Raw genomic sequence first — 22,375 nt, forward strand, 5'->3', positions numbered from 1 at the left:
GAATGCTCCGCTACACCGACCAGCAGACCAGCCGCGTCACCACCGCCGCCGAGAGCCCCTGGAGCCGCTATGCCCCATTAGGCGAGGTCGCCAGTGTGGCACCCGTTCAGTTCTCGTGTCGGGATGTCGTGATGACCGCCTCGTACGGCGCCGCCGCTCTGTCAGCCGCCTTGGCCACCGCGCACTGTCCGGTGGAGGCGCCGGTGACCTGGTTGGGCACCCCCACCTCGTCAGGGGCCGCGCTGTTGCCCGTGCAGGCCAGCGCGCCTTTGACCGTGCTGCCGGCCACGACGGGAGCCTGGTTGCGCGTCAGCAAGGCGGCGCCACGGATCTCGGCGCCCACGATCGCGAGCGTGCCTGTGGTGCCGCTGAGCTCCACGGCCCCGTTCACGCGCGTCTTGAGCAGGTGCACCGCGGCCGCCTTCGCCGCGCTCAGCACGCCGGTGATGGCGCCGCCGCGCGCGACCAGCGAGGCGCCCCGCCCTACCGTGACAGGGCCGTCGACCTGGGCGCCGTCCAGACAGGTGACGCCGGTGGTGACCGCCAGCGCGCCGCGGTGGGCGCCGGTGATCGTGCGGTCGCAGGCCGGGGGCGGCGCGATGGTGGCGACCTTGAAGCTCCTGGCCGGGCCGTAGTTGCCGGCGGGGTCGATCGAGCGGTACTCGATGGTGTGGCGGCCCCTGGGCAGCTTGCCGTACACGAGATGGTCGATGGTCGTGCCGGTCTCGCTGAACGTCCACGGCAGGTCGGCGGAGGTCGGCCAGCCGAAGTAGTTGAACCAGCCGTCGCCATCCACCCTGGACTCCGAGACGACGTGGCCGTCCCTGTCGTCGCGGCCGGTGAGCCGCATGGTGAACGGCCCGTTGTAGACGTTGACGTCGCCGCTGCGCAGCAGCGGCTCGGACAGCTCGTAGGCGGTCGCGGGCGGCGTGGCGTCGACCGTCCAGGTGGCGGTGTCCGCGCCGACGGCGGCGGTGATCGTGTGGGTGCCCTCACCGAGCCGGAGCTGTGCCAGGTCCAGGTCGCTGCCCTGGTCGCCGACCTGCGCGCCGTCGAGCTTCCAGGTGACCGCGGGTACCTCGCCAGCCGGATGGGTGGTCTCGACGGAGAGGACGTCGTCGCGGCCGGCAGGCCTGCCGGTGGGGCTCGAGGAGACGATGCCGGGCACGACGCCGTCGGGCGGGGTGGCTACCGCGGTGTCGACCGTCCAGGTCCTGGTCATGGTCATGGCGACGCGGATGGCAGGATCGCGGACGAAGCCGGTCGGGTCGGTAACGGTCGCCCGCACGCTGTGCGTCCCCGGCGACAGGCCGAGCGTGCGCAGGTCCAGCGCGGTGGCGTCACCGGGCAGGTCCCGGCCGTCCACGGTCCAGGTGACGGTGAGCGCGTGGCCGAGCGGCCGCATCGGCTCCACCCAGAGCACCCGGTCGGCGCCCACGGGCGCCGCGGTGGGCGTGGCAGCCTGGATCACCTCTGTCTTGGCGGTGATCCGCTGCACCATGATCTCGCGACTGACCTGGTCGAAGTAGTAGCCGAGCGTCTTCATCATCGAATGCCTGCTCGGCCGCCACACGCCGGAGGAGTAGTACAGCCCGCCCTCGTAGCGGGCGATCGGGCCGCCCGACTCGCTGGGCTCGCCGAGCCAGCGCCACCACTTGCGCTTGTGGTCCCGCAGTTGCTGCTCGGTGAGCAGGGTGTGGTGCGGCGAGGACGGCTCGCCTTGCGGGTAAGCGCCGCCGGGGACACCGCGCTGGTAGTAGTCGTACTCGTCCTGCAGGCCGCCCAGCGAGTGACCCAGCTCGTGCGGGCTGATCAGCGCCGACATCGCGTTGCTGCCCGAGGCGGTGGCGTAGGAGCCGCCCGCACCGCCGTACGTCGTGCTGTTGCCCAGCGCGAGGATCTGCCGGTTGCCCGCCGAGGTGCCGGTCACCAGGTTGGCGTAGCGGGTGGCGGCCGCGTTGTTCATGGTGATGAGGCGCTGCACGCTGTTCGGGTTGCACTGGCCCCAGAAGCCCATGCTCAGCGGGGTGTTCTTGCGCGGCGAGGTCAGGTCCGGGTCGCAGCTGATCCCGGAGTCGGCCGAGACGATGTCGACCCGGTAGACGTTGATGTAGGTGCGGTAGGTCTTGAACGGCTCTATGGACCACAGGACGTTGAGATGCCGGTCGGCGTCGGCTCTGAAGGAGTCCTGCTCGCTCATGGTGTAGCCGTCACCCAGCAGGATCAGGTTGAACCTCTTGGCCGGATCGCCGGTGACCTGCACGGGGACGACGGTGGCGGATCCCGGCTCGGCGGCCTGCGCGGGAGCGGGGGACACGAGAAGACAGGCGGTCAGAACGAGCGCGGATAACGGCCCGAATCTCAGCATGAGGCGACCTCGAGGGTAGGGGACGACATCACCAGCACTATCTGCCAGCGCGGCCCACGCGGTCACATCTCACATCGGGATAACGCGGCGTTATGGGCCAGCACAGCGCGGCCACGATGTGGTGCCGCTGGTGCAGCTTCTGCATCCCCTCCCACCGTCGAGCGTGCGCGTCACGGGAGAGGCGATTCAGTGCCCAGGCGGCCAGCTCCGCGTCAGCACGGGCGTAACCGGCTCGACGGATGTGCCGACCGGTCCCCTGACGAGGCGGTTCCGCGCCGAACTACCCATCACCGCCTCACCGGCACCCAACTGCGGCTCCGTCATCTATCCTGCTGGTCGAGGTGGGGCCGCAGGTCACCGACCCGCCAGAGGAAACTCGGCATTCCTGGAGCGCGCCTGAGGCGGCGAGCCGGGAGCACCGCGCGATCTGCTGACCCGGTCCTGGTATCGGTGGACCACCCTGGTCCTGGTTGCCCACGCCTTCCGCTGGAGCACCAGGTGCTTCTCCTGACTTAGCCGGCTGGACGACGAGGAGCTGTGTCTGTTGGCGCGTACGGGCGAAGCCCCGTTCCAATATGGGTTGCAGGTTCATGATTTTGTATGAACCGAGCGTCTTTACATTGTAGACTTCTAGGCCCCTTCGGGACGTGGCGCGTGTGGGAAAATCCGACCGGGCCGCCCGCCGACGTCGGTGAATCATGGCGCAGCTGAGGCCGAACTGTAGCTTGATGCAGGGAGCCGTCTTGCGGGGCTGCGCGTTGTCGCCACGAGCACGAGGGTTCGGCCTCATCGCCCTCGCGTGCGGCGTCACCCTGGCCGTCCGGCACCTCCGTAGCCGGCGCCGATGATGACGATCGCAGCGCGCCGGTGAAGGACTCCTACAGCAGCCGGCCGTTCCTCCCGTGTCAGTGCCAGGTCGCGGGTACGGCGCGAGCGGCGAACGCGGACAGCCACGCGGCGATGACGCGATCGATGACGCGGTCGATGAACCGGACGAGGTCGCCGCTGAAGATGTCGAGGCTGTAGCGGCCGGGTGTCCAGGTGGAACGGCCCTGGCCGCGCAGATCGACGGCGAAGACGTGGTATCGGTCGGCGAGCAGCCGCATGGCGTCCTCGTAGCCCCACCACGATTCGGTCTGCGCGGGATGAGCATCAGGGCGGGGTTGCCCGGATCGCCGACCACGGCCTAGTTCATGCGGATCTCGGCGAGGTCGACGGGCTGCTCGTCGCCCGCGCTGCGACGACGGTGAGTGCACGGCGACTCTCGACCAACGTCCGGCTGTGACGGCCGACGAGCGTGATCACCTGCTCCTGCTGTGCGGGCACCGCACCCCGCACCGGTGGCTGCGCGGCGACCACGTCAACCCCGGACTGATGCGCGTACCAAACCGGCTGCGGGAACCCCCGCGCAGGTGAAGGGGCCGGTCGGCGAGACGTTGCTCCAGATGGCCTCGACAGGAACGCGGCCTGCCCGCAGAAGGCGACAACTCTCAGGATGACACTCCGTAGCGGGTGGCGATCGCGGCGGCGCGGTTGCGCAGGGCGTCGCGCAACCACTGCCGGGCCAGGGCCTCCGCGTTCGTGGTGAGCTGCCACAGCGCCCATTCGGCGTGTCTCGGATCTTGGAAGGTCACCTCCAGCCGCAGCCAGCCGTCTGCGTCGGCTTCTTCGGCTTCTTGGGCTTCTTCGGCTTCTTCGGCGCGGACGGCCAGCGCGGTGCCCACCAGGTCCTCCCGCCGCGCCGGGTCCACCCGTACCAGCACGGTGACTTGGTCGCCACTGGTCCGGAACCGCGTGCTGCGTTCCTGCCAGGCCCGGTCCAGATCGACCCGGTCTGGTCGCTGTGCGGGTTCGGCGAGCTCCTCGGCGGCCAAGACCCGGGACAGCCGGTAGGTGCGGTCCGCGCCAGACCTCGTGGCCAGCAAGTAGCCCCGGTCGCGTACGGTGACCAGGCCGATCGGGTCCACCGTGCGCCACTTCGGGCTCTGGTCCACAGCCGCGTAGTGGATGCGCAGCTTGTGTCCGGCGAAAACCGCGCGCAGGACCTCGGCCGCTATGGCGTCAGGCACCTCCTCAGCGACCAGCCGGCGCGAGAGGAGGTCGGTCCGCGGGTCGATGAGCAATCGCTCGGCCGCGCCGGCCGCAGTGTCCCGATAGCTTTCGGGTAGCGCGTCAACCACCTTGAGCATCGCCGAAGCGAGCGCTGAGCCGAGGCCGAACGCCTGCGCGCCGCGCCGCGATCCGGCGACCAGCAGGGCAAGGGCCTCGTCGGGGTTCAGTCCGGTGAGCTCGGTCCGGAAACCGGGCAACAACGCGAAACCGCCGTGCCGGCCGCGTTCGGCGTAGACCGGGACGCCGGCCGCGGACAGCGCCTCGATGTCGCGCAGCACGGTGCGGGTGGATACCTCCAGCTCGCGGGCCAGCGCGGCCGCGGACAGCCGACCGTGCCGCCGCAGCAGCAGTACCAGCGAGACCAACCGGTCGGCGCGCACACGAAAACTCTACAGAAATACACGACACAGGATGTCGTGTATTCGCTGGCAAGCTCATCGACACGACGAAGAATGACGGCGGCTACCGGGCTATGGACGTACGTGATGTCGACGAATCGAATGGAGCTGATGTGGCGATGGAGCGAACCGCGGTCAATCCGTGGGCGTGGTCGGTGGAGCTGGGGTACAACCAGGGCGAGATCGTCTCCGGGCATACCCGGACCCTGTACTGCTCTGGGCAGACCGCGATGAGCGGCGACGGCAAGCCCGAGCACGCCGGTGACATGGCGGCGCAGTTGGCGCTGAGCCTCGACAACCTGCAGGCCGTGCTCGGCGAGGCCGGCATGTCCCTGGCGAACCTCGTCCGGCTCAACGTCTACACCACCGACGTCGATCGGCTCTTCGAGCACTACGGCGTGCTGGCGTCGCGGTTGGGCGCCGCCGGGGTGGCGCCGTCCACCACGATGCTCGGGGTGACACGGCTGGCGATCCCCGACCTGATGGTCGAGCTTGAAGGGACCGCCGTCGCGTGATGCGACCTCGCCGCCTCCGGCAGCAGGGCCGCCGGTCGAACCGGCACGAGTAGTAGGCAGGTGGGTGATCTCCGGTGCTCAGGGTGGTGACAATCGGCGTCTATGGCTTCAGCGGCGAGTCCTTCCTGCAACGACTGCGGCACGCGGACGTTCGTCTGCTGCTCGACGTACGCCAGCGCCGCGGCGTCCGCGGACCCGAGTACGCCTGGGCGAACTCACGCCGGCTGCAGGCGGCCCTCGCCCATGCCCGGATCGCCTACGAACACCACCATGAGCTCGCCCCGACCACCGAGCTACGCCAACTCCAATACGCCGAGGATGACCGCCAAGGGGTCGGCAAGCGCTCGCGCCGCGAACTCGCTGCCGAGTACACCCGCCGCTACACCACCGAGATCCTCGACCGCGCCGACCTCACGCCGATCGTGTCGGAGTTGCCGAGCAGTGGGACCACAGCGCTGCTCTGTGTCGAGCGCGACCCCGAGGCCTGCCACCGCTCGTTGATCGCCCAGCGGCTGACCGAGCAGCACCACGTCACGATCGAGCACCTGCGCCCGTTGTGACGCGTGAATTCCCAGGGTTCGCGGCAGCGGTGATCGCCGCCGCTGCTCCGGCCGGGCGTCCGCCTCAAGGATCGCGCATCCTCGTGCGCGATCCGGCCCCGGTGTCCCTCAGAGCCGGTTCCCGCTGCGTGGCCGGCGCCGGCCGCCGTCCACTTGATGGTCCGGGGCGACGGCCGCCGCAGAGCCCGGGCCCGCGCCACCGGGACGATGAGAGCCCAAGGGGCGTTGACTTTGTCGCAAGGCATGACTCACTATGTTGCTACAAATCTTGCGACAAAGGAGCCGCCCGTGACCTGTGAACCGTTACCGGACGCCGGCCCGCCGGCGCGTGCGGCCGATCTGCGACTGGCGGGCGCGTGGCTGGCCCGGCATGACCTGGCCGGTGCCCGCCCGACCCCGCTGCTGGCCAGCCGGCTGGCGGTCCGCAGACGCGCCCGCCTCGCCGCCCACGTCATGCTGGCCGTGCTGATCCTCGCGAGCGCGCTCGCCGCGACCTACGACCGGTTCGCCAGTTCCGCCTTCGGCGGCTTCCAGCCGTATCGCCCGCTGCCGCTGCTGGCCCTGACCGCGCTGGTGGCCGGGCTGCTGCTGGCACAGTCGCTGCTCGACTGGTGGGTGCGACGCGTCGACCAGCGGGCGGGCGCGGCACTGTCCCGCAGGGCCGCCCATCTGATCCAGCCCGGCTGGCGGGCCGTGCTCGGCCAGCCGTACGCCGTCTTCGCGGTCGCCACGTTCGCCGGTGGCATGGTGCTGGCCGGGAGCGCCCTGGCCGTTCCCGACCCCACCGTGCGGCAGCTGGCCGTCGTCCTGCTGATCGGCCTGCTCGGCGTGACAGCCATCATCGCCATGCAACTGCGCCACCTGCTCAGGCGCCCGGTGGTGGCGGAGGACGAGGAGTCACTGACCGCCGACGTCATCATGCGCGTCGAGGACGCCCGCGACCTCACCACGCCGAACGTGCAGTGGTCGCTGCCCATGGTGCTGCTGTTCGGCACCGCGCCCGGCTGGTGGAGCGCCGCTTCGGTCGCCTACCTGATCCTGGGCCTGGCCGCGTGCGTCGCGCTCCATGCCAGGACGCCGTCGAGCGCGACGGTGGCCCGGCGGGCCATGAGCGTCCGATGATCGTCATCGATGCGGCCTCGCCGGTGCCGCCGTTCGAGCAGCTGCGGGCCCAGCTCGCCCGGCAGATCCAGGACCGCACGCTGGCCGTGGGCGCCCGGCTGCCGACCATCCGCCACCTCGCGGCCGACCTCGGCCTGGCCGTCAACACGGTCGGCCGGGCCTACCGGGAGCTGGAGGAGGCGGGGCTGATCGAGACGCGCGGGCGGGCGGGCTCGTTCGTGTCGGCCGCCGGCGAGGAGGGCCTGGAGCGGGCCCGCCGGGCCGCCGCCGACTACGCAGCCGTGATCGCCAGCGTCGGCATCGACACGGGCGAGGCAATCCGCATCGTGCAGGCCGCTCTGACGTCCGGCGCGGCAGCACCGGCCTCGCCATGAGCGCGACCCGGCCACGGGGTCACCTCGCCGGACGCACGACCCCCGGATTGTCTCCTCAGGCATCGTCGAGCGAGCCGTCGGCGGGGTGTGTCGGCGCGGGCAGTCGCCGAGCGACTCAGCGGCTCACTGCTCCCTTTCTCCGTACTTGGTCTGCCCTCCCATACGAGTTCGGGACCGGAACGGTGGATGGCGGCAACTCCGCCCCCAGACTCGGCCACCCACTCACCAACTTCCAGAACCTCGATTACGCACAGATACATTGCCCCTGGTGAAGCCGGCCCGAGTGGGGAGCCTCGAAGGGTTTGCCGCTGTCCGGCTCGAAGGCGGGGAGGCTCCGCGTCAGGCCGGAGTGAGGACGCACGGTCTTCACGTCGGGCGTGCGGAGGAACTCAAGATACGGCCCGCCCCTGGGCGCGGAGTTGGTCGACGGCGGCCGACAGGTAGCGGGTGTTCCACAGCGCGACGGCGTTGACGACCAGGCCGACGGCGAGCTGGTCTTCCTTGCCCTCGCCGTAGGGCTGACGGATCTGGCCACCTCCGCCGTGGCAGATCTTCCGGGCGAGCCGGTGGCGGGACTCCTGCACGGGGAGCTGCTTGTTCAGGCGCCGGTGGTAGGTGTCGCCGATCGGGTCGAGGGTGCCGAGCAGGTGAAGGGTCTTGTCGATGCGGCCGTACTCGGCGAACGCCTGTCCGAGCGGGCTCGCGTTCCAGCAGATCGGTCACGGCCGCCGACTCCAGCTGTAAGCCGGTGGTCAGAACCGCTTCGGCCCGCCCTCCGTGGGCTTCGTAAGGCGTACGACAATGTCGCCGGACCGGTCGTCAGCGAGCAGACGGTGCTGCCCCTGATCGGCGCAGGGGTCGGGGAAGCGAGGTGCGCGGAGCAGCGAAAGCCGGACGGTGGTAAGTGCTACAGCCGTCGGCGCGGACGTCGCGGGTGACCTCGTGCCCGTAGGTTGAGTGGTTGACAACGGCCGCGCCCCACCCCCGTTCGCCGGGGTGCAGGAACCGGTGGGCGCAGATCTCGAACTTGGCGGCATCCCAGCTGGTGTTGGCGTGCGTGGGCCGCGGCACGTGTCCGAAAGGGATCTCCGCGCTGGAGTTGTCGGCCCGGACGTCGAGCGGGAAGGCGGCCTTGAGGAGCTTCTCCTCCCGGGCACCGAGCGGCGGTGGGTGACGAGCACCGGCCCGCAGGGGCGGCCCGCGCAGCAGGCGGGACAGCAGCATCCGCCACAGCGTCTTCTCCCGGAGGTGCACCTCGCGCCAAGCGATGAGTCGGTCGACGGCACCGATGCTCCGGCGGGCGTTGCAGGTATTGACCACCGCGGTGCCTCACGAAGTTCCAGGGCCTCGCAGATATAGGGCGTTATCTGTGGAACAACTTCAGATCGACCCCGGCGCCGACGTTCCGCCCGCCGTCCACCAGGGACGAACGCCAAGCGCACGATCTGACACGGATGTCCCTCAGACTCGGGGTATGCGGAAGATCTGGCCCGCGTGCACGTAGCACTCGACGTCGCAGACGGCGCCCGACCATCGTGACGCAGGAATCCGGCACCACCACCACCACGACGATCGCCGAAACCGACCGAACCTCGAGGCCGAACTCTTCGGGTACAGCTGGTCAGAACCGCCTTTCACGCCGGAACCGACGTCACGCAGCGCCGCGGCCTCAGATGGGATCGCTCACCACGACAACGGCTCACTGACCAGCGCTAACGACCCTCGCATGTGCTGGTGACAGCTGTCTTTCCGACACCCCGCATTCCGGCCGACGTCAGAAAGTGGGCATTCTTCGGTCTGTTCAGTGGTTGTGCGCCTTCTTATGGTTGCTCCTCGCGAAGCTTGCACGCGAGTACCCCATCGCTCGGATGTACGCCGATGCCCGCGTCCAGAAGATCTACGGCGGGGCCGAACGAGGTCATGAAAGAACTGATCGCTCGATCCCTGTGAGGAGTCCGATGTACCTGACCCAAGGGCTGCACCGCGCGCTGCAGCAGACGCCCGACCTTGCCGCCACCGTCTACGGTGATCGGATCCGCACCTACAAGGAGAGCGCCGCGCGGGTGGCCCGGCTGGCCGGGGCGCTGCGCGGCCTGGGCGTGGCCGAAGGAGACCGGGTGGCCATGCTGTCGCTCAACTCCGACCGCTACCACGAATATCTGCTGGCCGTGTGGTGGCTGGGCGGCGTGGTCAACCCGGTCAACATCCGCTGGAGCCCCGCCGAGATCGGGTACTCGCTGCGCGAGTCGGCGACCACGGTACTGCTGGTGGACGACGCCTTCGCCGGCCAGGTCCCCGCGCTGAGATCCGAGGCCCACCAACTGGCCACTGTGATCCATTGTGGCGACGGCCCCACCCCCGAGCAGATGCTCGCCTACGAGGAGCTGCTGGCCGGCGCGGACCCGGTGGAAGATCTGCGGCGGGGCGGCGACAGCCTGGCCGGGGTCTTCTACACCGGCGGCACCACCGGCCTGCCCAAGGGAGTCATGCTCAGCCACACCAACCTGATGACCTCCGCGCTGGGCACGACGGCACTGGGCGGGCTCGTGCTGCCCGGCGGCCGGTTCCTGCACGCCGCCCCCATGTTCCACCTGGCCGACCTGGCCGCCTGGACCGCACAGAGCCTCGTGGGCGGCACCCATATCATGATCCCCGCCTTCGACCCGCTCACAGTGATGGCCGCCGTACAAAAGCACCAGGTCACCTCCACCCTGCTGGTCCCGATGATGATCCAGATCATGACCGACCACCCCGAACGCACCGGCTACGACCTGTCCAGCCTCATCAACATCGCCTACGGCGCCTCCACCATCCCCCAAGCCGTCCTTACCAGAGCCATGAAAGCCTTCCCCACCGCCCGCTTCGCCCAGGCCTACGCCATGACCGAACTGGCCCCCGTGGCCACCCTGCTCACCCCCGAAGACCACCTGACCGGCGGCGAACTCCTGCGCTCAGCCGGCAGGGCCGCACCACACTGCGAGATCCGCGTGATCACCCCCGACGGCCAACCCGCCCCCACCGGCACCATCGGCGAAGTGACCGTCCGAGGCGACAACGTGATGCTCGGCTACTGGAACCAGCCCCAGGAGACCGCCACCGCGCTACGCGACGGCTGGATGCACACCGGCGACAGCGGCTACCTCGACGAACACGGCTACCTCTACATCGTCGACCGGCTCAAAGACATGATCGTCACCGGCGGCGAAAACGTCTACTCCGCCGAAGTGGAGAACACCCTCGCCCAGCACCCGGCAGTCGCCTCCTGCGCGGTCATCGGAGTGCCGGACCAGCAGTGGGGCGAACGGGTGCACGCCGTCATCGTGCTGCGACCAGGCACCACCACCACCGCCGAGGAGATCCGCGCACACGTCAAAGAACGGATCGCCGGATACAAGGCACCCCGGACCTGCGAATTCGTCGACACCCTGCCCCTCTCAGGAGCAGGCAAGATCCTCAAACGCGAACTGCGCAAACCGCACTGGCAAGGCGCCGACCGACAGGTGGGTTGACCTCTCCCCCGGTGACCTCCTTGGACACCAAGCAGCGATCAACAACCTGCCGGGTTCGCGTCGCAGCCCCTGATTGCCGGTCCACAGCAGGCCCGGCCCGGCTGCCGTCACTGCGTCCGGGTGCTGCCCCGCACGCTGAGAGGCCGCGCCGCCGTAGGCGGCCCTGGGATCCGGCGAACTCGGCGGTTACAGCGACGAGCAGAGCAGCCACGGCGCCGCTGAAGCGCCGGCCTGCACCCCGCCGGGCCCACGTCAGAGATCGAGCTGATCAGTCGTACCGCGGACCGCGACCGTGATGCCGTCCAGAAGCATCTTCAGCCCGAACTCGAATTCCTCATCACTTCCCACCCCGGCGATGTCGGTGGCATGCTGCACCATCCGGGGATGGGTCTGCGGGTCGAGACGTTCGTAGAGTGCTTGTCGCGCCTGCTGTTCCCCGGGATCGGTGGCGTCGAGGTACAGGTTGAACTGCACAGAGCCGATGATCAATGTGGCCAACGCGCCCGAGGCCGCCGCGGCGTGTCTCGGGCTCAGGCCAGCGCCGATGAACCGATCGACCGCGAACTCCACTCCCTGGAGCGAATTCGGGCCGAGGCGCTCGGTGCCGCGCAGGAGCAGGGCAACGGCGGGATGAGCGAGGAGGAAACCGCGGAAGGCGCGCGCCAACCACTCCGCCTCCGATCGCCAGTCCAGAGCCGGGGGTGGTGGTTGCAGCCCCAACTGGATGGCTTGGTCGGCCACGATGATCGTCAGCTCGTCCCGGCTGCGGACGTGCCGATAGAGCGAGGCCTGGCTGCAACCCAGCTCCTCGGCGAGTCGCCGCATGGTCATCGCCTCGATGCCGTGCTCGTCCAGCAGTCGTAGCGCGGTGTCGGCGATCGCCTCCAGTGAAAGCATCCGATTTCGCCGCCTGCGCGTGGGGGGCTCGCCACGAGCGAGCCACCAGGATGCAGAGCCCGGCCGGTCCGGCGATGAGATACGGGCGCGGTTCGGTGAGCTGGGCTTCTCTCGTGTCATGTCGGTGTCCAGCCTGCCATGCCTTGCGTAAACAAAACGAGATCACGTAGCTTAAGCGAACGTCGTTTACTTACGAGGTGGGAGGAAATAGAGTGCTGGCTGTCAGGAACACAGACGATGGGATCCAGGTGCAGGACGTGGTCGGCCCGGAGGGGTCGGGTGTCCGGCTGGACGTCGCATCGGCGGGGATCTGCGGCACGGATGTCGCGTTCGTCGCGAGCGGACTCCAAGGCTTCACGTTCGGCCACGAGTTCGCCGGCACAACGGCCGACGGTGCCGCCTTCGTGGTCGAGCCGTCCATCTACTGTGGTCGTTGCCCCGAATGCGCGGCGGGCAATACCCAGCGCTGCGCCGACCCGGCGCACGGCACGCTGGGCATCTTCCGGGATGGCGGAATGACGGAATCCGTGGTGGTCCCGGAATACACGCTGCTGCCGCTGCCCGCCGCCCTGCCCGTGCGGGACGCCTGCCTGGTGGAGCCCGGTGCCGTCGCGTGGCACGGAGTGCGGAAGGCAGGGCTGCGGCCCGGTGAGAGGGTGGTTGTCGTCGGCGGGGGATCGATCGCACTGCTCGCGGCGGCCGTCGCGCGTCATCTGGGCTTCGACGTCGATGTGGAGGCTCGTTACGAGCACCAGAGGTCAGCAGCGGAGCGCCTCGGTGCCGGACGCCCGAAGGGCGATTACGACGTCGTCATCGACGCTGCCGGCAGCGCGTCGGGCCTGGCCCGATGCGCCGAACTGGCTGCGGTGGGTGGCCGGGTCGTCGTGTTGGGCGTCTACTACGACACGATCGGCCTCCCGGCGACACATAGCCTCCTGAAGGAGCTGACCTACGTCAATGCCATGGCCTACGGCCGACCCGACGGCGTGCGGGAGTTCGGCCAGGCTGCGGACATGCTCGCCGCCCGGCCGGAGATCGCAGAAACCGTCATCACTCACCGGTTCCCGCTGAACGACGCCGTCGAGGCGTTTCGAGTGGCCCGCGACAGGTCCGCAGGAGCGATCAAGGTGGTGCTGGAGCCCTCCCGGTAGGCGGGCGGGCAACTCCCTCAGCAAGGCCGAGGAAAACGGCGCATACACCGCCTCCACCAGCGCATACCCGTCAGCGCCATAGGCGATCGCCAACTCCTGGCGTTTGGCCCGCGAGGCGGGCAGCCGCCAGGAGCCGATCCTGGCCAGGGAGCGTGCCTACCTGCCTGGCCGGGCCCGGGAGGCCGGGCAATCATGGTCGGAGGTCGAGGCCCGGCGATGCGGGTGGCGTGGGCGTGGTCGGCGGCGGTAGGCGCGGCACTCCTCAGCGCCAGGTCGGCGAGGTGGTCGGACAGCGGGGACTGATCGGGGAAGATGCCTGCCCGAGCCGTGGACAGTGGCTGCGCCCAAGCGGCCGGCTGGGCTGCGCGGTGCCCCCATCACGGGAGCCTGACCTCGGCGAACACCGGCCGGTGATCGGTGTGCCGCAGCTCCAGTACGCGGAAGTCCCGCACCGCCATCCGCGAGTCCGCCAGCACGTGGTCGATGGTCACGCCGGGCGGCCGGAACGTGCGGCCCAGCGCCTGCGGCCAGGTCGCCGTGAATCCGCGTCCCATGACGTCAGCCGCGTCCCGATAGCCGGACGCCAGCAGCTCACGCATCGGCAGGTGGTCGAGCGTGGCGTTGAAGTCCCCCGCCAGCAGCCGCAACTCCCCGCCGCCGCGCGGCAGCGCGTGGAGACCGCCCTGCCAGCACGGTTGCCGGCCGGTGCGTTTGGGCGCACACGGGTGCACGGAGACGATCTCCACGCGGGCCCCGCCGGGATGCGCGAGCCACGCCCTGGCCTGGCCGAACGCGCCCTGCTTGATCGTCTTTCCGGCCGTCAGCGGATGCCGCGCGTACACGGCGGACCCGCCGACCCCCGGCAACGGCCGCGCGACGGTGTGTGGCAACGTCTTGCGCAGGCCCGCCTCTTCCAGCCGCCGCATCGCGTCCGGCGTGAGCTCCTGCAACGTCAGCACGTCCGGCCGCACCTGGCCGACCAGGGCCATCAGCTGGACCGCGTCCGCCTGGCCCACCATCAGGTTGGCCGCCAGCACCCGCAACACCGGCCCGCCCGCGGGCGGATTGCCGTCGGTGAAGGCCCGGGGCGCGACGGCGAGGCCCAACCCCACCACGGCCGCGATCCCCACCACCCCCGCCGCCCGCCGTCTCACCACCCAGGCCAGCGCCCCGCCGGCAACCGCCCCGACCGCCGCGTAGGGCGTGTACGCCACCACCGGCACCCACGGCCAGTCCGGCTCGAACCCGCTCAGCCGCAGCAGCGCCCACCCGGCGAACGGTACGACGGCGATCCAGCTCATCCATGTACGCACGCCCTGTATCGCCACACGGCCCGATATGCGTTCACAAGACGGTGTGCAGCATGCGCGCGACGCCGAACCCAGCGTCCTGGCCGCCAACAACAGGCCGGTCGACGCGGCGTAGACCGTGACCTACTGGCCGAGGTGACGGCCGAGACGCCGTACCCCTCGTTTCCGGGGTCTCGGTGCCGGGGAAGCCGGGGCGGGCGCCAAGGCCGGCGAGGGCACAGCGGCTTCTGGGTGCTGCGCGCCCAGTCCTGTCGGGGTTCGCCTGAGCCGCTGCCGCCAGGGGCGGGGCCGCCGCCCACAACTGGCAGCGGCGGCCGACACTCCAGTCCGGCGTCGTGTTCCTCCCGCCAGCCGTACGCAGCACTCACCGTCACCGGGGAGGGAGCGGAGCGGGGGTCAGCGGAATTCGGTGGCCACCTTGGCGGGATCCGGCGCCTTGACCGACACCTTCGCACCCCACCCGCTGTAGCGGCTGTCCACGGCGATCATGGCGCTTCTCCCGGCCTCCGTCGCCGTGTACGAGCTCTGCACCCTGCTCACCAGGCCCGCCGAGGTGAGCGTGAGGGTGTAGGAGACCTTCGTGTCGTCGAACGAGCTGGGCGCCTTCGCGCCCGCCCACCACATCGAGGCCCGCCTGAGGTCCTTGAAGGTGATCGTGCCTGTGATGGAGCTCTTCGCCGACTTGCCGTGCTTGATCAGTGCGGCCAAGGTCTTGGGCTCGGCCGGATTGAGAATCTGGCCGTAGGAGTCGGGCAGTCCATACCTCTCGACCTTGTACCAGGACTTGCCTTCCGGGAGTGCGGCGGGCAGGACTCCGCCGGAGTGGTACGTGTTCTTGCCGATGCCGACGACCCGCTGCCGCCCGTAGTCGTCGTCGTTCCAGTGGATCTTGATGTCGAACGCGGCGACGCCCTTCCTGTCGAACTGGAAGACGCCCTTGCGGTCCTGGGCCTCCCTCTCATCCGTGCCATTCGACCAGGTGACCTTTTCGGTGAAGCGCACGCCGTGCCCGGGTACGAGCTTGGCCTTCAGCGCGCTGACGGGGTCCTTCGGCGCCCCCTGCGCAGGGGCGGCAACCACCGACAAGGCGGCGCAGGCCGCCAGGGCCATGATCATGATCTTCTTCATGGCCAGCGATGATGCCGGAAGCCGATCACAAACGGGGCACAGACGATGTCACCGAGAACGACCGGACCCCGGGTGTGACCCTGGTGGCCCACCGCGTATCGCCAGCGCTCCACGCCCGTCGCCACGTCCGGCGCGTGAACCGCAAAGCCTGAGCCCCTGCACCCAACGAGGATGGCGACACCGTCTCGCCTGCTTTGACGAGGGCAGATCCGCCCGCGCGACGAGCCACCGCGTGCCTGGCCTCACCAACCATTGCTGGAGCGAGACCCCCCTCCCTGAGCTTCCACGGTCTTGATCACATCTTCGGCACAGCGACAAGGAGGCACTTCACGGGCCGGACCGGAGCCGGGCCCACCTCGCCGGGTGAGCGGACCCGCACCCCCGTGACCTCCCCGCGGCGAAGGGACCACACGTCAGAAGAGCGTTCTGTGGAGAGGGAGATCGAGCTCACCTGCACAGCGCAACAGGTCTGCGCGCACCTGTCCAGACAAGCCACATCCTGGCAAGGGTCTGAGCTGGCCATTTGCCGCAACAAGCTAGTCAAGCTGTGTACATCTGTTCTTTACTTGGGCAAGAGACGCTTCCTCCGCTCACCTACGCAAAGGAGCCTCCATGCGCCGGACCATTCCGATCGCGATCGCCGCACTCACCCTCACCGGCCTGGCCGCACCCGCCTACGCCGCCGCCCCCGATGGGAAGCTGGCCCTCGCCTCCACCACGGTGAAGAGCGGCGAGCCGATCAACCTGAGCTACTCCACGCCCAGACCGGACCCGCGGAACTGGATCGGCCTCTACAACGACCCCGGCAACGGGCCGGTCGAGGAGAAGTACGTCGGCCCCTCGCTCAAGTGGGTCTACATCCCGGCGGCGAGTGGAACCGCGTCCCTGCCGACCGATGGCCTCGAGCCCGGCAATTACGTGGTCTACGCTTTGGCCAAGGACGGGTACGCATGGCTCGCCCAGCCTGCGAAGCTAAAGGTCGTGAGCAACGAGACCCTTCACTTCGTCACCCAGGACTTCACTCTGCGCAACGCCCGGGCCGCGAGCCCCTACACCGCCACGGTGAAGGGCACCTTACGCGGGCAGGCCGCGAGCTTCCGCAAGGTCGAGGGTCCCCGCTGGCTCACCGTGGGTGACGACGGCACCGTGACCGGCACCCCGCCAGCATCGTCGTCCGCCAAGACGGCCACCGTCAGGATCGAGGCGCGGAGCGAAGCCGGCGAGTCGGCGACCGCCACGGTGCGCATCCGGGTCCGTCCACCGGGCGCCCGGCTGGTGCCCGAGCTCAAGGCGATGAGCTGGAACCTCTGGCACGGCGGCAGCCAGGTGCGAAACGGCCGCGAGAAGCAGCTCAAGTTCCTGCTCGACCGCGATGTCGACGTTGTCGGGCTGCAGGAGACCTCCTCCACTTCGGCCAAGGCGCTGGCTGACGCGCTCGGCTGGGACTACTTCCAGGCCGGCCCCGACATGGGCATCATCAGCCGCTACCCGATCGTGTCGCGTGGCCCACTGCCCGCGCAGTCAGGCCTGGCCGGGATCACCGCCCGGATCAGGCTCGACGACAGGCGCGAAGACGACCTGGTGCTCTGGAACGTGCACCTCGGTTACACGCCCTACGGCCCCTACGACGCGTGCTTCGGCAAGATGAGCACCGACCGGCTGCTCGCCAGGGAGGTCGAGTCAGGTCGTACTCCACAGATCGAGAAGATCATGACGGCCATGGCCGGCGACCTCGGCGCCACTTCCCGCACGCCCGTGCTCCTGGTCGGCGACTTCAACGCGCCTTCGCACCTCGACTGGATCCCCGCGGCCAAGCGCTGCGGCCTGCCCTCCATGGCCTGGCCCACCTCCGTCGCCCCCGCGCGGGCCGGGATGAAGGACTCCTACCGCGTCGCCCATCCCGACCCGGTGGCCGAGCCCGGCATCACCTGGTCGCCCATCTACAAGACCTTCACCGGCGGCTACGGCCACGACTCCCACATTGGCGAGCCCGAGCCGCAGGATCGCATCGACTTCGTCCACTTCAAGGGCGGCCTCAGGGTCAAAGCCTCCGACGCCGTGGTCGAGGGCACGCCCAGGCCCATTCCCGACCATCAGGACAACACCTGGACCTCCGACCACGCCGCCGTGCTGACCACCTTCGCGGTGCGCTGACCTGCCGGGCGGCGCCGGACCTCGTGCCGCGCGTCGCTCTTCACGGCGTACGGCACTCGCCGCCGGACAGCTCATGCCAACGGGGGCACGGTGTGTTCGTGGCCGGGCGGGTGTGGTGCGGCTCAGCCTTGCCCGCGTGCTGAGCCGCACCGCGGTGCACCGCATCCCGTACGAGCTGTGTGTGCTGGTCGCGCTGCGCAAGGCGATCCGCCGGCGGGAGAGCCGGGTCGAGGGCGGCAAGATCCGGCGCAACCCCGAGGCGGATCTGCCGTCCGACTTCGACGACAACCGGGATGTGCACTACCAGGCATTGCCGAGCCCCGCGACCCGGCACCGTTCATCGCCGGCCTGCAGCGCGCCAGGGCGCCATCGCGCGGCTGCTGAGCGTGGACGGCAAGGCGAACACGCGGAACCTCCAGTACCGCTGAGTACCGCGCGCCGTTCAACTCCGCGAGTCACAACTGGTGTGGCACGATAGCCGACCCGCCACCTGGGACCGGCTGCTCCCGCCGGGTCAGGGGCGGGCGAGCAGCTGGCGGGCGGCGGGGACGATCTCGGTGGCGAAGCGGGCGATCTGCGTGTCGTGGTCGGCGGCGGGCCAGTAGACGAAGGCGTTCATGCCGTCGTCGGCGGCGGCGGCGAGTTGGTCGGCCCATTGGCGGGCGGTGCCGGTGAACGGGCTGCTGGAGGAGGTGTCGCTGATGTGTCCGGCGATGTTGTAGACCTTGCGGATCAGCGACGGGTCCCGTCCGGCGCGGTGGGCGGCGGCGTCGATACGGGCGGAGGCCTCGGACAGCCGGTCCAGCGGCAGGTAGGCGTGGGAGGGCAGCCAGCCGTCGGCACGCTGTCCGGTCAGGGCGAGGGTGCGCGGGCCGTAGGCGCCGAGCCACAGGCCCAGGCCGGGACCGGGCGTGGGGCCGGGGTGCACGCCGGCCACTCGGTAGGAGGTGCCGTCGGTGCGGACGGCGCGCTGTCCGCTCCACATGGCTCGGATGACGTCGATGGCTTCGACCAGGGCGTCGACGGCCTCGCCCGGGGTGCGGCGGGGGCCTCCCATGGCGGCGATGGCGTCCCAGAAGGCGCCGCTGCCCAGTCCCAGTTGGAGGCGTCCGCCGGTGAGCAGGTGCAGGCTGGCGGCCGATTTGGCCAGTATGGCCGGCGGGCGCAGTGGCAGGCTGGCGACGGTGGGGACGAAGGTGATGCGGTCGGTGCGGGCGGCCAGGTAGGTCAGCAGGGTCCAGGTGTCGTGGAAGGCGGCCTGGTAGGGATGGTCTTGGATGGTGATCAGCTCAAGGCCGAGACTCTCGGCGGCCAGGGCCTGGCGCAGCGGTGCGTCGGCGGGCTGCCAGAGAGGGTCGACGTTCGCGCCGAACAGCAGAGGAAGACTCATGGCAGATCCTTCGGAAGAGGGGCCGGTGCTGCCGGGAGGGTTCCCGGGCAGATGATGGCGTGGGTGAAGGCGGTGACACGCACGGCGAGGTTGCGGAGCCGGTGCCGTGGTCAGCGGGGCGGGCCGATGATGACGTTGCCGCGCAGGGCGGCTGCTTCGGCCAGCTTTTCCTTGGTGATCTCGAAGCCGTCAGGTCGGGCCGTGGTGATGTCCCGGCCGGCGTGGCGGAACATGTCCTCGAGTCCGGCGGGGGTCGCGATGAGCAGCAGGTCGGCCCGCTCGGACGTGATGCGGTAGCCGTGTGGGACGTTGCGCGGCAGGTAGACGATACCGCCCTCGGTGAGCTCGTGCCGTTCGTCGCCGGCCCACACCAGCGCGCTGCCCTTGAGTAGCAGGAACACTTCGTCTTCCTGGGTGTGCAGGTGGAATGGCGGGGCCTCGTCTTTGGGGACGTCGAACCTGCCGACGGTGAGCTTGCCTTCGGTGGCCTGGCTGTCGAGCAGGATGGTGAACAACCCGCCGTCGATCCATTCCAGGGTTTGCTGCTGGTCGGGCTGTGCCAGGTACGCCATGCTCATGACTGGTCTCCGATCTGGGTGGCCGGCCGCCGGGGCGGCGTGAACCGGTGCGTACGGCCGGCCGTTGGTGGATGTCGGGCGGGGTGGGATGCCGGACTGGGTTCAGGCCGGGATGAGATCGAACATGATGGGCAGGACCTTCTGGCCGGAAGGTGAAGCCCAGTCGGCGGCGAGTTCGGCCAGGACCTGGTTGGTGGAGGTGATGTCGGCGCCGGCGCGTTCCATGCGGCGCAGGGCGATGTCGTCGGCGTCCTTGGTGATGGACGCGCCGGCGTCGGCGACCACCTGGACGCGGTAGCCCTGCCGCAGGGCGGTGAGCACCGGGTAGACGGTGCAGACGTCGTTGGTGACGCCGGCGACGATGAGATTGCGCCGGCCGGTGGCCTCTACCGCCGCGGCGAAGGCGGGGTCCTGGAGAGCGTCGACGGCGCCCTGGCGGCGGATGCGGCCGGCGTACTCCTCGGGGGCGATGTCGGCGAAGTCCGACAGCAGCGGGCCCTGTGCCTGCTCCTCCAGCGAGGAGGTCAGCACCAGCGGCATCTCCAGGGACTTGGCGCCGCGGGCCAGGGCCAGCGCCCGGGTCTTGAGCTCCTCGAACGGGGTCGAGGCAGCCCATCGCATGGTGCCGACCTGGTGGTCGATCAGCAGGATCGCGGCGTCGTTCGGGGTGAAAAGGGTGGTTGTCATGGTGTGTTCCTCTGCGATGTGATCAATGGGAGAGATGGCCGGCGACATGGGTGCATGTGGCTGGCCGGAGGTCATTCCGTGCACCTGTGCCGGGTCCTCCGGCGGGGACGGCTCGGCCGGTGTGCCACCGGCAGGGGCCGTTCGGGCGGCCCTCGCCGTCGGCACCGGCGCATGCTGTCAGAGCGAGGAGAGGACCCGGATCCGGTCGGCCATGACACGCTTGGCCACGTCGGAGGTGAAGGCGATGCTCTCGAACTCGTGCGGCACGCCCGGGTGGAGGTGGAACTCAACCGGTACGCCGGCCTGGCTGAGCCGCAGGGCGTAGGTCAGGTCCTCGTCGCGGAAGATGTCCAGCTGGCCGACCTCGATGTAGGCCGGGGGGAGTCCGGCCGGGTCCGCCACCCGCGCGGGTGCCGCGTGGGCCGGCACGTCGGGGCCGGCGATGGCGTCGCCGAGCAGCGCGCCCCAGCCGGTGCGGTTGTCGTCCGAGGACCACAGCGCGTACGGCGCCACCTGCGGGTCGGGGGTGAGGTTGCGGTCGTCGAGCATCGGCATGACCAGTATCTGCTGGGCGATCGCGGGCCCCTGCCGGTCTCGCGCCAGGATCGAGACCGCCGCGGCGATCCCACCGCCGGCGCTGTCGCCGAAGACCGCGATGCGGGCCGCGTCGACGCCGAGCGCGGCGGCGTTCTCGTGCAGCCATTCGAGGCCGGCGTAGGCGTCCTCGACCGGGGTCGGGTGGGGGTGCTCGGGAGCGAGCCGGTAGTCCACCGAGAGGATCGGGGTGCCGCTGGCGGAGACGTAGCGGGAGATGGCGCCGTCGAACAGCCCGACGTGGCCGAGGATCATGCCGCCGCCGTGGAAGTAGACGGCCGCCGGGCCGGGCTCGCTGGGCGCGCCCTGCTTGGTGTACCAGCGCAGCAGGATCTTCTCGCCGTCGGAGGTGAGCAGGTGGTGGTCGGTGATCGTGACGTCGGCGGGCCTCGGCTGGGCCGCGTCGGTGTGGCCGATGAGCCCTTCCAGCGCGGCGCGGCGGCTGGCGACGTCCCCGACCGGCGGGGGCGTGCTGCCGGCCATGGCCGCGGCGATCGGCGCAAGGGCCTCGGCAACCTGGGGATCAAGAGCGAAAGACATGACGGTACTCCATCGTGGATGTGTCGGGAGATGAGTATGGGATGGGGGCGTGGAAGGGTCAGACAGTGATGACCGTCTTGCCGGCGAGCTTTCCGGTGACGGCCTGTGCGTGGACGTCGGCGAGGTCGGCCAGCGGGCGCCGGTCGGCGACGTCGATCCGCAGCTCGCCGGCGTCGACGCGGGCGACGAGCTCCGCGAGCTGGGCGGCGTCGCTGCGGGCGAACACCCGCACCGTCCGCACCCCGCGCGCTGCGTCCTCGGGAGCGGGGGTGGTGGTGCTGACCAGGACCCCGCCGTCGCTGACGAGGTCGACCAGGCCGGCGGTCTCTTCCGCCGAGGTGGTCACCAGGTTGAGCACGACGTCGAACCGGCCGCCGGCGGCCTGGGTGACGGGGGTGACGGTGTAGTCGATGATCTGGTCGGCCCCGTAGGCCCGGACCCGGTCGGCGCTGCGCGCGCTCGCGGTGGCGGTGACGGTGGCTCCGGCCCGCTTGGCGAGCTGGACGGCGTACCCGCCGACCGCGCCACCGGCGCCATTGATCAGGACGGTCTGACCGGCCCTCAGCCCGGCGTGCTCGAACAGCGCCTGCGAAGCCGTCAGGGCGGTCGCCGGGAGGGCGGCGGCATCGGCCAGATCCACCGTCCGCGGAGCGGCGGCCAGAGCCTCGGACGGCGCGAGCACGTAGTCGGCGGCGGCGCCGGGCGCGTTCATCGGCAGGAACGCCACGACCGCGTCTCCGGCGCTCCAGCCGGTGACGTCCGGGCCGAGCTCGGCGACGGTGCCGGCGACGTCGATGCCCGGCACGTGCGGGAATACCAGCGGGAACACCTGCTGCAGGTAACCGGCGCGGATCGCCACGTCGACCGGGTTGAACGAGGTGCCGGCCACCTTCACCAGCACCTGTCCCGCGCCGGGGACGGGGCGGTCTGCCTCCTCGTAGGTCAGGACGTCGCTGTCGCCATAGCGGTGGTACCGGACTGCCTTCAT

At 70.1% G+C, this 22,375-nt stretch carries 21 protein-coding genes and 1 pseudogene; 9 read left to right on the forward strand and 13 right to left on the reverse strand.

Annotation, left to right across the window (positions count from 1 at the left end):
* Positions 1 to 106: 106 nt before the first annotated feature.
* Together DQW85_RS19805 and DQW85_RS45950 are read right to left on the reverse strand one after the other, a co-directional pair.
* Positions 107 to 2,317 carry a M64 family metallopeptidase gene (locus DQW85_RS19805; RefSeq protein WP_205315250.1) on the reverse strand — a complete coding sequence of 737 codons (2,211 nt, stop codon included), beginning with the start codon at positions 2,315 to 2,317 and terminating at the stop codon, positions 107 to 109.
* A gap of 956 nt (positions 2,318 to 3,273) precedes the next feature.
* Positions 3,274 to 3,474 (reverse strand): alpha/beta fold hydrolase, encoded by a 201-nt coding sequence (locus tag DQW85_RS45950; RefSeq protein WP_205315251.1) that lies wholly within the window; start codon positions 3,472 to 3,474, stop codon positions 3,274 to 3,276.
* 175 nt (positions 3,475 to 3,649) lie between these two features.
* Here DQW85_RS45950 and DQW85_RS47690 point away from each other — a divergent pair, with 175 nt between their 5' ends.
* Complete coding sequence (locus DQW85_RS47690) at positions 3,650 to 3,784, forward strand: hypothetical protein (protein ID WP_275888217.1); 135 nt, start codon at positions 3,650 to 3,652, stop codon at positions 3,782 to 3,784.
* A 74-nt stretch (positions 3,785 to 3,858) separates the two neighbouring features.
* Here the strand turns inward: DQW85_RS47690 and DQW85_RS19815 are convergent, their stop codons facing one another.
* A complete protein-coding gene (locus tag DQW85_RS19815) occupies positions 3,859 to 4,860 on the reverse strand; it encodes a helix-turn-helix transcriptional regulator (RefSeq protein WP_113701782.1) in 1,002 nt (333 codons plus the stop codon).
* A gap of 137 nt (positions 4,861 to 4,997) precedes the next feature.
* Between DQW85_RS19815 and DQW85_RS19820 the strand changes: the two genes are divergently transcribed.
* The 4 genes from DQW85_RS19820 to DQW85_RS19835 all read left to right on the forward strand — a co-directional run bounded on the left by DQW85_RS19820 (position 4,998) and on the right by DQW85_RS19835 (position 7,449).
* Positions 4,998 to 5,393 (forward strand): RidA family protein, encoded by a 396-nt coding sequence (locus tag DQW85_RS19820; RefSeq protein ID WP_113701807.1) that lies wholly within the window; start codon positions 4,998 to 5,000, stop codon positions 5,391 to 5,393.
* A gap of 83 nt (positions 5,394 to 5,476) precedes the next feature.
* Positions 5,477 to 5,953 carry a DUF488 domain-containing protein gene (locus tag DQW85_RS19825; RefSeq protein ID WP_205315252.1) on the forward strand — a complete coding sequence of 159 codons (477 nt, stop codon included), beginning with the start codon at positions 5,477 to 5,479 and terminating at the stop codon, positions 5,951 to 5,953.
* Between the two features lie 288 nt (positions 5,954 to 6,241).
* Positions 6,242 to 7,075, forward strand: coding sequence for a hypothetical protein (locus DQW85_RS19830; protein ID WP_113701784.1), 834 nt, complete (start codon positions 6,242 to 6,244; stop codon positions 7,073 to 7,075).
* A complete protein-coding gene (locus DQW85_RS19835) occupies positions 7,072 to 7,449 on the forward strand; it encodes a GntR family transcriptional regulator (protein ID WP_113701785.1) in 378 nt (125 codons plus the stop codon). The genes DQW85_RS19830 and DQW85_RS19835 overlap by 4 nt, the downstream gene beginning before the upstream one ends.
* Before the next feature lie 395 nt (positions 7,450 to 7,844).
* Here the strand turns inward: DQW85_RS19835 and DQW85_RS19840 are convergent.
* A pseudogene (locus DQW85_RS19840) lies at positions 7,845 to 8,150 on the reverse strand (Tn3 family transposase); the annotation flags it as partial.
* 118 nt (positions 8,151 to 8,268) lie between these two features.
* On the reverse strand, positions 8,269 to 8,673 hold the full coding sequence (locus DQW85_RS19845; protein ID WP_476703605.1) for a glycoside hydrolase family 38 C-terminal domain-containing protein: 405 nt from the start codon (positions 8,671 to 8,673) through the stop codon (positions 8,269 to 8,271).
* Between the two features lie 734 nt (positions 8,674 to 9,407).
* Between DQW85_RS19845 and DQW85_RS19850 the strand changes: the two genes are divergently transcribed.
* Complete coding sequence (locus DQW85_RS19850) at positions 9,408 to 10,958, forward strand: acyl-CoA synthetase (RefSeq protein WP_113701786.1); 1,551 nt, start codon at positions 9,408 to 9,410, stop codon at positions 10,956 to 10,958.
* 252 nt (positions 10,959 to 11,210) lie between these two features.
* Here the strand turns inward: DQW85_RS19850 and DQW85_RS19855 are convergent, their stop codons facing one another.
* A complete protein-coding gene (locus DQW85_RS19855) occupies positions 11,211 to 11,855 on the reverse strand; it encodes a TetR/AcrR family transcriptional regulator (RefSeq protein WP_113701787.1) in 645 nt (214 codons plus the stop codon).
* A gap of 212 nt (positions 11,856 to 12,067) precedes the next feature.
* Between DQW85_RS19855 and DQW85_RS19860 the strand changes: the two genes are divergently transcribed.
* A complete protein-coding gene (locus DQW85_RS19860) occupies positions 12,068 to 13,006 on the forward strand; it encodes a zinc-dependent alcohol dehydrogenase (RefSeq protein WP_113701788.1) in 939 nt (312 codons plus the stop codon).
* Positions 13,007 to 13,383: 377 nt separating this feature from the next.
* On the opposite strand, the gene DQW85_RS19865 is transcribed toward DQW85_RS19860, so the two are convergent.
* Together DQW85_RS19865 and DQW85_RS19870 are read right to left on the reverse strand one after the other, a co-directional pair.
* Positions 13,384 to 14,307, reverse strand: coding sequence for an endonuclease/exonuclease/phosphatase family protein (locus DQW85_RS19865; protein ID WP_113701789.1), 924 nt, complete (start codon positions 14,305 to 14,307; stop codon positions 13,384 to 13,386).
* A 405-nt stretch (positions 14,308 to 14,712) separates the two neighbouring features.
* Positions 14,713 to 15,444 (reverse strand): hypothetical protein, encoded by a 732-nt coding sequence (locus DQW85_RS19870; RefSeq protein ID WP_113701790.1) that lies wholly within the window; start codon positions 15,442 to 15,444, stop codon positions 14,713 to 14,715.
* Between the two features lie 612 nt (positions 15,445 to 16,056).
* Here DQW85_RS19870 and DQW85_RS19875 point away from each other — a divergent pair.
* Positions 16,057 to 17,598 (forward strand): endonuclease/exonuclease/phosphatase family protein, encoded by a 1,542-nt coding sequence (locus DQW85_RS19875; RefSeq protein WP_113701791.1) that lies wholly within the window; start codon positions 16,057 to 16,059, stop codon positions 17,596 to 17,598.
* A 136-nt stretch (positions 17,599 to 17,734) separates the two neighbouring features.
* Complete coding sequence (locus DQW85_RS44645) at positions 17,735 to 18,076, forward strand: hypothetical protein (protein WP_162795143.1); 342 nt, start codon at positions 17,735 to 17,737, stop codon at positions 18,074 to 18,076.
* A gap of 36 nt (positions 18,077 to 18,112) precedes the next feature.
* Here the strand turns inward: DQW85_RS44645 and DQW85_RS19880 are convergent, their stop codons facing one another.
* The 5 genes from DQW85_RS19880 to DQW85_RS19900 all read right to left on the reverse strand — a co-directional run bounded on the left by DQW85_RS19880 (position 18,113) and on the right by DQW85_RS19900 (position 22,375).
* Positions 18,113 to 18,988, reverse strand: coding sequence for an LLM class flavin-dependent oxidoreductase (locus tag DQW85_RS19880; protein WP_113701792.1), 876 nt, complete (start codon positions 18,986 to 18,988; stop codon positions 18,113 to 18,115).
* A 110-nt stretch (positions 18,989 to 19,098) separates the two neighbouring features.
* Positions 19,099 to 19,566: a cupin domain-containing protein gene (locus DQW85_RS19885; RefSeq protein WP_113701793.1), complete on the reverse strand. Its 468-nt coding sequence runs from the start codon at positions 19,564 to 19,566 to the stop codon at positions 19,099 to 19,101.
* 102 nt (positions 19,567 to 19,668) lie between these two features.
* Entirely contained in the window at positions 19,669 to 20,253 is a 585-nt protein-coding gene (locus DQW85_RS19890; RefSeq protein ID WP_113701794.1) for an isochorismatase family protein, read from the reverse strand.
* Between the two features lie 177 nt (positions 20,254 to 20,430).
* Positions 20,431 to 21,387: an alpha/beta hydrolase gene (locus tag DQW85_RS19895; RefSeq protein ID WP_113701795.1), complete on the reverse strand. Its 957-nt coding sequence runs from the start codon at positions 21,385 to 21,387 to the stop codon at positions 20,431 to 20,433.
* A gap of 58 nt (positions 21,388 to 21,445) precedes the next feature.
* Positions 21,446 to 22,375 (reverse strand): NADP-dependent oxidoreductase, encoded by a 930-nt coding sequence (locus DQW85_RS19900; protein WP_113701796.1) that lies wholly within the window; start codon positions 22,373 to 22,375, stop codon positions 21,446 to 21,448.

Origin of the sequence: Nonomuraea lactucae, from assembly GCF_003313395.1 — a bacterium.
GTDB lineage: Bacteria > Actinomycetota > Actinomycetes > Streptosporangiales > Streptosporangiaceae > Nonomuraea > Nonomuraea lactucae.

What these genes read in the sequence shown, in the direction of transcription:
- DQW85_RS45950 (WP_205315251.1), bottom strand. Translation starts at nt 3,474, where the DNA reads ATGCGGCTGCTCGCCGACCGATACCACGTCTTCGCCGTCGATCTGCGC.
- DQW85_RS19820 (WP_113701807.1), top strand. Translation starts at nt 4,998, where the DNA reads ATGGAGCGAACCGCGGTCAATCCGTGGGCGTGGTCGGTGGAGCTGGGG.
- DQW85_RS19835 (WP_113701785.1), top strand. Translation starts at nt 7,072, where the DNA reads ATGATCGTCATCGATGCGGCCTCGCCGGTGCCGCCGTTCGAGCAGCTG.
- DQW85_RS19845 (WP_476703605.1), bottom strand. Translation starts at nt 8,673, where the DNA reads ATGCTGCTGTCCCGCCTGCTGCGCGGGCCGCCCCTGCGGGCCGGTGCT.
- DQW85_RS19850 (WP_113701786.1), top strand. Translation starts at nt 9,408, where the DNA reads ATGTACCTGACCCAAGGGCTGCACCGCGCGCTGCAGCAGACGCCCGAC.
- DQW85_RS19855 (WP_113701787.1), bottom strand. Translation starts at nt 11,855, where the DNA reads ATGCTTTCACTGGAGGCGATCGCCGACACCGCGCTACGACTGCTGGAC.
- DQW85_RS19865 (WP_113701789.1), bottom strand. Translation starts at nt 14,307, where the DNA reads ATGAGCTGGATCGCCGTCGTACCGTTCGCCGGGTGGGCGCTGCTGCGG.
- DQW85_RS19870 (WP_113701790.1), bottom strand. Translation starts at nt 15,444, where the DNA reads ATGAAGAAGATCATGATCATGGCCCTGGCGGCCTGCGCCGCCTTGTCG.
- DQW85_RS19875 (WP_113701791.1), top strand. Translation starts at nt 16,057, where the DNA reads ATGCGCCGGACCATTCCGATCGCGATCGCCGCACTCACCCTCACCGGC.
- DQW85_RS19880 (WP_113701792.1), bottom strand. Translation starts at nt 18,988, where the DNA reads ATGAGTCTTCCTCTGCTGTTCGGCGCGAACGTCGACCCTCTCTGGCAG.
- DQW85_RS19885 (WP_113701793.1), bottom strand. Translation starts at nt 19,566, where the DNA reads ATGAGCATGGCGTACCTGGCACAGCCCGACCAGCAGCAAACCCTGGAA.
- DQW85_RS19890 (WP_113701794.1), bottom strand. Translation starts at nt 20,253, where the DNA reads ATGACAACCACCCTTTTCACCCCGAACGACGCCGCGATCCTGCTGATC.
- DQW85_RS19895 (WP_113701795.1), bottom strand. Translation starts at nt 21,387, where the DNA reads ATGTCTTTCGCTCTTGATCCCCAGGTTGCCGAGGCCCTTGCGCCGATC.
- DQW85_RS19900 (WP_113701796.1), bottom strand. Translation starts at nt 22,375, where the DNA reads ATGAAGGCAGTCCGGTACCACCGCTATGGCGACAGCGACGTCCTGACC.